This is a genomic window from Brevibacillus sp. MER 51, from assembly GCF_023714195.1.
In the GTDB taxonomy this organism is placed as follows: domain Bacteria; phylum Bacillota; class Bacilli; order Brevibacillales; family Brevibacillaceae; genus Brevibacillus.
Genome location: NZ_JAMAUS010000105.1, coordinates 1 through 208 on the forward strand (window position 1 = coordinate 1; position 208 = coordinate 208).

The 208-nt window shown below is 50.5% G+C and carries 1 tRNA gene; it reads right to left on the bottom strand.

Annotated elements, in window-relative coordinates:
• Positions 1–2: 2 nt before the first annotated feature.
• Positions 3–78 (bottom strand) — tRNA-Asn (locus tag M3630_RS31390).
• Positions 79–208: the final 130 nt, after the last annotated feature.

Genomic DNA, 208 nt, shown 5'->3' on the forward strand with positions numbered 1-208 from the left:
TATGGCTCCTCGGGACGGACTCGAACCGCCGACCGATCGGTTAACAGCCGATTGCTCTACCAACTGAGCTACCGAGGAACGTTGAAGGATTTATTCCTTCAAAACTGAATACGCATGATTGCTAAGAATGTGTGGATAAGTCCTCGACCGATTAGTATTCGTCAGCTCCACGCGTTACCGCGCTTCCACACCGAACCTATCAACCTCA